The sequence below is a fragment of the uncultured Campylobacter sp. genome (assembly GCF_938031315.1).
GTDB lineage: Bacteria > Campylobacterota > Campylobacteria > Campylobacterales > Campylobacteraceae > Campylobacter_B.
On the sequence record NZ_CALHHT010000171.1, the window covers coordinates 1 to 7,809 of the forward strand.

6 protein-coding genes are annotated in these 7,809 nt (G+C 51.8%); 4 read left to right on the forward strand and 2 right to left on the reverse strand.

Annotation, left to right across the window (positions count from 1 at the left end; translation table 11 throughout):
- The first annotated feature begins 358 nt into the window (after positions 1 to 358).
- The 3 genes from Q0236_RS04535 to Q0236_RS04545 all read left to right on the forward strand — a co-directional run bounded on the left by Q0236_RS04535 (position 359) and on the right by Q0236_RS04545 (position 3,375).
- Entirely contained in the window at positions 359 to 889 is a 531-nt protein-coding gene (locus tag Q0236_RS04535) for an NAD(P)H-dependent oxidoreductase (protein ID WP_297915538.1), read from the forward strand.
- A gap of 279 nt (positions 890 to 1,168) precedes the next feature.
- Positions 1,169 to 2,098 (forward strand): aspartate carbamoyltransferase catalytic subunit, encoded by a 930-nt coding sequence (locus Q0236_RS04540; RefSeq protein WP_297915540.1) that lies wholly within the window; start codon positions 1,169 to 1,171, stop codon positions 2,096 to 2,098.
- The gene (locus Q0236_RS04545; RefSeq protein WP_297915542.1) at positions 2,095 to 3,375 is read left to right on the forward strand and encodes a dihydroorotase family protein; all 1,281 of its coding nucleotides are present in this window, start codon (positions 2,095 to 2,097) and stop codon (positions 3,373 to 3,375) included. The genes Q0236_RS04540 and Q0236_RS04545 overlap by 4 nt, the downstream gene beginning before the upstream one ends.
- Before the next feature lie 86 nt (positions 3,376 to 3,461).
- Here Q0236_RS04545 and Q0236_RS04550 read toward each other — a convergent pair whose 3' ends face one another.
- Positions 3,462 to 3,659 carry a hypothetical protein gene (locus Q0236_RS04550; protein WP_297915544.1) on the reverse strand — a complete coding sequence of 66 codons (198 nt, stop codon included), beginning with the start codon at positions 3,657 to 3,659 and terminating at the stop codon, positions 3,462 to 3,464.
- Positions 3,660 to 4,070: 411 nt separating this feature from the next.
- On the opposite strand from Q0236_RS04550, the gene Q0236_RS04555 reads away from it, so the two are divergent.
- Positions 4,071 to 5,069: a hypothetical protein gene (locus Q0236_RS04555; protein ID WP_297915546.1), complete on the forward strand. Its 999-nt coding sequence runs from the start codon at positions 4,071 to 4,073 to the stop codon at positions 5,067 to 5,069.
- A 28-nt stretch (positions 5,070 to 5,097) separates the two neighbouring features.
- On the opposite strand, the gene Q0236_RS04560 is transcribed toward Q0236_RS04555, so the two are convergent.
- Positions 5,098 to 7,551: a molybdopterin-dependent oxidoreductase gene (locus Q0236_RS04560; RefSeq protein ID WP_297915548.1), complete on the reverse strand. Its 2,454-nt coding sequence runs from the start codon at positions 7,549 to 7,551 to the stop codon at positions 5,098 to 5,100.
- Positions 7,552 to 7,809 lie beyond the last annotated feature (258 nt).

Sequence of the window (7,809 nt, forward strand, 5' to 3'; positions counted from 1 at the left end):
TGTTGTGGCAAATGCTCGCAGAGAAATGATGCTAAATTTTATTAAAATTTCCCCTGCGCGGCGGTTTCGTTAAAATTTTACTCGCGCGAGCCTCCGCAATGGAATATGAATATTTGCAAAGAAGTGATAAACCTCCGTAAAACGCGACGAGTGCCTCTAGGGCGAGCATTTCTAAAATAAAGCGCGAGTAGTGGATGAAGTTTGGAATTCAAAGCTCGCGCTCTTTGAAGTTGCTGTAAAGATAAGCGGGTGGCGGCCAGTAAAGCTTTAGAATTTAAGGCTGCTTGTGATAAAACGAGAAAAATTTTACGAAGTAGGGCTATAATGCGCCCCGCAATTTCAAATTTAAAGGATAGAAATGAAAACTCTCATTATTTTAGCTCATCCAAATATCGCAGACTCGCTCGTAAACCGCCACTGGAGGGATGCCGTGCTAGCACATCCCGATAAGTTCGAGCTTCACGATCTTTACGCGCTTTATGCGGATTTTAAAATCGATGTGGAAAAGGAGCAAAAACTGCTCGAAAGCCACGATAAAATCGTGCTTCAGTTTCCGTTTCGTTTTTCAAACTGCACGCCGCTTCTTAAGCAGTGGTTTGAGGATGTTTTTACGCGCGGCTGGGCTTATGGCACAGAGAGCGGCAGTAAGCTTAAGGGCAAAAAATTTGCGCTTGCGATCTCACTTGGCGCGACCGAGGCAAACTACTCTAAAAACGGCATTGTGGGCTTTAGCGTGGATGAGGTGCTAGCGCCATTTAAAGCTACGTTTAATTTCGTCGGCGCAACGACTATGCCTAATTTCGTCTCATACGGCTTTACATACGATAAAAGCGAGCAAGCCGTAGAAAATAGCGCGAAAAATTATATAAAGTATTTAAATAAGCTTTAAATTCTTTGCTTTTATAGCTGCCCGCTACGCGTAAAGCTTTAAAATTTTACGTAAGCGGCGCGATGGATTTTTTAAAATTTTCGCTCAAGAAGCTCAAATTTAATCCCAAAATTTTTAAATTTTACCCCGAAATTCCGCTCGCGCTTCGTATGCGAACTCAAATGAAATTTCAAGCAAAATTTCGCGTCTAAATTTGAGCCCCGCTCTTAAATTTTAAAATTTTATCAGAGATTTTTTTATACAATTACGGCTGAAATTCGGCCCAAAAAAGGAGAGGGAATGTATAAGCTAAAGCATCTTCTTAGCGCGCAGGATCTGAGCCGCGAGGACATCTACGACTTCATCGATCTGGCGCGCGAGTTTAAAGCGCTCAACCGCAGCGATATCAAAAAATCTGACTCGCTTCGCGGTAAGACGGTCATCAACGCGTTTTTTGAAAACTCCACCCGCACCCGCACGAGCTTTGAGATCGCAGCCAAGCGCCTGGGCGCGGACACCATAAATTTCTCGGCTGCGGACAGCAGCACGAAAAAGGGCGAGACGCTGATCGACACCATCAGAAATATGCAGGCGATGCGCACGGATATCTTCGTGCTGCGCCACAGCTGCTCGGGCGCGGCGAAATTCGTCGCGGCCAACTGCGACGCATCGATCGTAAATGCGGGCGACGGGCTGAACGAGCACCCGAGCCAGGCGCTGCTGGATCTTTTTACGATCAGCGAGCATAAGGGCAGGATCGAGAATTTAAACGTCGCGATCATCGGCGATATATTTCGCTCGCGCGTGGCTAGAAGCGACATCTGGGCGATGCGAAAGCTCGGCATAAACGTGCGGCTCTTCGGCCCTCCGATGATGCTGCGCGACTGCGACGCGTTTGGCTGCCCGATATGCAAAAGCGTAGAGGAGGCGATCGAGGGGGCCGACGTCATCATTATGCTAAGAATTCAGCTCGAGCGGCAAGACGGCGAGCCGAGCTTCCCGAGCGTGCGCGAATACTCGAAATTTTTTGGACTTACCGCTAAGAGAATGCAGGCGGCAAAAGAGGGCGTCATGATAATGCACCCCGGCCCGATCAACCGCGGCGTGGAGATCAACTCCGACGTAGCCGACGATCCGCGCTATAGCTGCGTTTTAGATCAGGTAGAAAACGGCGAGGCGATGCGAATGGCGATACTTCATACGATAAATTTAAATAGGAGCGCACGATGAAAATTTTGATAAAAAACGGCACGATCGTTAATCATAACGGCAGCGAGGAAGCAAACGTCCTGATCGAGGGCGATAAAATTTCAAAGATCACGCGCGAGTGTCCCGCCGCAGACCGCGTCATAGACGCTGCGGGCAAGCTCGTGATGCCGGGTCTTATCGATATGCACGTGCATTTTAGAGACCCGGGGCTTGAATACAAAGACGACGTCATCAGCGGCAGCGAAACCGCGGTCGCAGGCGGCGTGACGACCTGCCTTCCGATGGCGAATACTAGGCCCGTAAACGATAACTCAAGCATCACGCGCGCGATGATCGCTAAGGCTAAACAGCGCGGGCTTATCGATCTATTGCCCATAGGCGCGATCTCGCAGGACTGCAAGGGCGCAAAGATCGTCGAGATGGGCGATATGCTGGAAGCCGGCTGCGTGGCCTTCAGCGACGACGGGCTGCCCGTGACCGACAGCTCCGTGATGCGACAGGCGCTCGAATACTCCGCGCACTTCGGCTCATTCGTGATAAATCACAGCGAGGATTGCTCGCTTTGCCACGGCGGCGTGATGAACGAGGGCAAAGTCAGCGCGATACTCGGTCTAAAGGGGATGGCGAGCGAAAAAGAGGAGATCATGATCGCACGCGATCTGCTGCTTGCCAAAAAGACGGGCGGGCACATCCACATCGCGCACGTAAGCTCGGCGTGGTCGCTAAAGCTCATCGAGCAGGCTAAGCGCGAGGGCATCCGCGTCACCTGCGAGGCTACGCCGCATCACTTCACCTTCGACGAGCGCGAGCTGATGGGATATGATACGAATTTTAAAATGTCGCCGCCGCTTCGTACCCAAAGCGACGTGCAGGCGATCAGAGAGGCGCTTAAAAGTGGTCTGATCGACGCCATCGTGACCGATCACGCTCCGCACAATACCGACGATAAATTTGTAGAATTCGACCACGCGCCGTTTGGAATTTTGGGGCTTCAAACCCTCGTGCCGCTTACGCTTCGGCTAGTAAACGAGGGCGTCATCGGTCTTGAAGACATGGTGCGGCTGTGCTCGTTTAATCCGGCTAAAATTTTAAATTTAAAGGACAAGGGCGAGATCAAAGAGGGCTTTTTGGCCGACGTCGCGATCATCGATCCGCAGATTTCCTACGTTTACGACGAGGCGCTAAATAAGTCCAAATCGCGCAACTCGCCGCTTTTCGGCAAGCAGCTTACGGGCGCTGCGGTATGCACGATCAAAAGCGGCCGCGTGGTCTATGAGTTTCCAAACGTCGTAGCGTAGGGCACTCGCGGCGTAGGGCTTGCGATCGGCAGCTTGCGGACGAGCGGCATTCGTAGCATAAACGAAGCGATTGCTTCATTTTAAATTTAGCTAGTTTGGGCGCAACGGTTTGCTTTTAAAATTTTGCGGTGCGATCGGTTCATTTTAAATTTGGTGGCAGCGTAGGCGTGGCGACTTGTCTTTAAAATTTCATAGTGCGTTTTGCTCGGTATCGGCGCGATCTTTGATCCAGTAGCGCGATCGCCTTGCTTAAATTTAGTGGTAGTCCGGATATAGTAAACCACGTTTAAAATTTTACGGCGCGATTTTTTGGTCTAATCATGCGGAGCCCTGCGGCTAATTCGCTTTAAATTTTGCTGTAGCTCGGTGCGGCAACTTACTTTTAAAATTTAATGGTGCGAGCGCGATTGGAATTTATTTAAAGCGGTTTGTCGTTTTTGGAGTGCGCGCAAATTTAACGCACATCGCCTTGCCCGTGCCGCTCGTGGATTTCAGCTTCGGAATTTTACCGACATGCGCGGCATTTGTAAATTTATAACGGCGCCTTTTTCGATATGGTCGCTGCTTTTAAAATTCCACGCTCGCGGCGCCTAATTTTATCGTAGCTAGATTTCTGCGCCGTGCGTGAATAATCCGCCGCATGAATGTAAGCATCTAAATTTAAAGATATCTATAAATGGCGAAGCGTATCTATCGTGCGTACTGCGCTAAAATCAGCTCTGCGCGGCAATCCTAAGCCGCTGCCGCAAGATCAAAAATATATAAAATATTTAAATTTTGAGTTTGCAAAGGAGCATTTCCGCACCGCAGAGGGTATGAGCCGTGCAGCGCAGGACGGCGTAAACGACGCAAGTAAAGCTGCGGAGCAAAAAGATGCGTACGGTGCAGTGCAGAGCAGTGCGATGGACAAAACTGCCGAGAGCGGCGGTGCAGCGGAGCAAAAGCGCGCGAACAGCAAAGAAGCGGCAAATGAAAAAGCGGCGAGAAAAAAAGGCGCCGACGAAAGCACGGGCTTGCCACTTTTGCAAAAAGCGCGCGAGTTTTTTATCGGTCGGCTCGCGCAAGAAGGGCGAGGGGACGAGCCTGCCTCCGCACGGCGGCGTCGGATAGAGCAGTGCCTAAAGCTCGGTTTGAAGGACGCGGGGCTTAGTATTTTAACTTTCGTAAAAGATAGAGCGCTTTTGGGATTTTCGGGGATGAACGTAAACGGCATCGTCTGCCGCTTTGAGGACTTTGACAGCATTTTTGTGCCGCAGTGGAAGTATGATTGCGATAAAAATGGCTGGTGCGTGAAATACGTCGAGCGCCTTTGGTGCGGGATGCCGCGGGATGCGCTAAACGCGCGCGATAACAGCGCAGAATTCGGGAATGTTTTAGTGCAAATTAGGGATTTTGCGAGCAAGATAGGCTGCGAAAACTTTGCGCAGACGTTTGATAATGCGCTTAAGACGCTGCGGGGCGAAGTCGCTGTAGGCGAGTATTACGCCGTTTCGTTTGCAGCGCTGCCGCAGCCGAGCTTGAGGGCGTTTGCCGCGGCGGGGATCGCCGATGTATTCGGTGCGATGGGCTCTTGGGACGATGAGCCGCCGTCTATGGCGCAAGAAATGGGGCTCGGGGGCGAATACGACCGCCTCTCGGACGAGCTCTTGGCGCAGAAAAACTTAGCGATTTTATTTGCGATAAACGGCTGGTAGGGCTTTGGCACAAGAGCTAGAAAGCGCGCTAAGCCTCTATTGTCGCGGGCCTATCAAACGCCGTTACGCTCGGCAGTTCGCCTTTAAATTTCTCGATCTGCACCATGCTCGTGTGCGCGGTGTTGCTTTGCGATAGCTGCGAGCTAGGCACGTCCTTGGTTAGCACGTTTATGTTGCCGTGCTTGCATAGGCTGCGCTCGCCCCAGACGGCGGGATCATACCACGCACCTTCGCTTACGATCACGACGTTATCTTGCGCCGTATCGCTTACCAGCGCGCCGCAGAGGATCTCGCCTCGGTCGTTGTAGATCCTCACTACGTCGCCCGTTTTGATGCCGCGCGCCTTTGCCGTGGCGGGGCTAATAAGCGCGGGTTCGCGGCCCGCGATCTCGGCGTAGTTGCGGATGAGCGAGTTGTTTAGCTGCGAGTGGAGCCTAAATTTAGAGTGCGCGCCGCTGATAGCGATAGGATACTTGCTCACGTCGCCGCCCAGCCACTCAAAGGGCTCCATCCACGTCGCGTGCGGCGGGCAGTCGGGATATCCTAGCTTTTCGACCGCTTCGGAGTAGAGCTCGATCTTGCCCGACGGGGTTTTTAGCGCGTTTTTCTCGGGATCGGCGCGGAAGTCCGCGTAGTTTGTGAAGTACCGCTTTTTCTCGTCGATCTTATCAAATTTGACGTAGCCCCTTTGCCAAAACTCATCAAATTTAGGCATCGCTATGCCCATGCCTTCGGCTTTTTGGACTGCATCGGCGTAGATTTCCTTCACCCACTCAAGCTCCGTTTTACCCTCGCTAAAGGCCTGCTCGTACTCCTCGCCCCACTGCGCGCAGATGAGCCGCGCGATCTCAAAGTCGCTCTTGCTCTCGCCCGCGGGCTTTACTAGCGGCTTAATCGCAAAAAGATATTCGCTAGTCGAGTTTGCAAACTCTATGTCCGTGCGCTCGCACTCAAGAGCCGACGGCAGCACGATGTCGCTGAGTCTTGCCGTACTCGTCCAAAAGGGCTCGGTGGTGATGATCGCTTCTATCTTTTTCATCGCTTCGACCGCGCGGTTGGTGCCCTGGTGGCGGGTGAAGGTCGAGCCGTTGGCGTTAAACATCACGCGGATGTGCGGCATGACGTATTTTTTGCCGTTGCGCTCGATTTGCTTGCCAGGCTCCATGATCGCGTCTATGAGCCTGCTGTTTGGTATCTCGTGGTATTTGGCTTTGGCTAGCTTGCCTTGCGGGGCGATGTATTTTTCGTTTACCGCGGGATTAAAGGCCTGAAGCTTTGGCGCGATGAAGCTAATATCGGCGTTTTTATGCATCTGATCGTTCATCACGTAGCCGCGCCCCGTCTTGCCGATGTCGCCTAGCATCGCAGCTAGCGTGATCAGCGCCCAGTACGCCATCTCGCCGTGGTGCTGACGCTGTATCGCGTAGCCCGTGACGATGAGCGTGTCTTTTTTAGCGAGCGTACCCGCTAGGTTTTTTAGCTCCTTTTCGCTCACGCCGCAAATTTTGCTCGCCCATTTTAGATCCTTTTTCACGCCGTCTTTCGCGCCGGTGAAATACTCTTTAAATTTATCAAAACCGACCGTGTAGCGCTCAATAAATTCCTTGTCGTAAAGCCCGTTTTCGTAAAGATATTCGCAAAGCCCGATCAGCATCGCCGTATCGGTGCAAGGGCGCACGGCGAGATACTCCGCGCCGAAATACTCCGCCGTTTCGTTGCGGTAGACATCCACGCTGTAAATTTTCATCTCGCCTTTTTTAAATTTATCCTTCATAATCTCGTAGTAGGCGTAGGAGTTGTGCATCGGAACGCCGATAGCGATCTTATTTGAGACGACGGGATTAGTGCCCCAAAACACGATCGTTTTGGCCTCCTTTACCACGCCCTCCCAGCGCGTCGGAGCGTGAGTCGGATCGATCGAGCCCGTCACGTGAGGCAAAAACGCAGTCGCCGCGCCGTATGAGTAGCCGCCAAGCTCGCTCACGTAGCCTCCTAGCGCGTTTAGCATGCGCTTTGCGGTGCGCTGCGAGTGGCCGACCTTACCGAGACTGCCCCACTGATAAAGCTGCCCGTAGATGGCCTCCGAGCCGTATTTGTCGAAGTTTTCTTTCAAAATTTTGGCGCTTAGCTTTATCGCCTCGTCCCAGCTAACACGCATGAAGGGTTCTTTGCCGCGAAGCTGCGGCTTTGGATCTGCGGGATTTTCGAGGAAGCTTTTGCGCACGTAGGGGTATTTCACGCGCGTTTCGTTTTGAATGTGATCGCTTAGGGCGTTGTTTAGCACCGTTGGCATCGCGTCTCCCTCAAATGGCTCTGTGCCCACGACCCTGCCGCCGATGGTTTTTACGTAAAACGCGCCAAATTTATTCGCGCAAAGCCCCATCTGCTCGTCAAATATCGCCTGCGCCGCGGCGTCAAATTGTTTTGCCTGCGCCGAAGCTGCCGCAAGCGCACCTAGTTTTAGAAAGTCTCGTCTTTTCATGATTCTGCCTTAAATTTAAATTTGTTGGTTGATTTGGTTTAAATTTAGCGGGATTTATGAGGTTGAACTTTGCATCGTTTGCCTTTTAACGTATTACGCGACCTCGCGTCTTGGCGGCGATTTTACGAAATTTAGGCTTAATTTACCATTTATCTATGGCGCTGCGGCGAAATTAAATTTTTATACGCAGTTGCTGCTAAAGGAGCTTATCTATCAGCGCATATCCCCACAGCGCGGCGTTGAGAAATAGGCTCATCA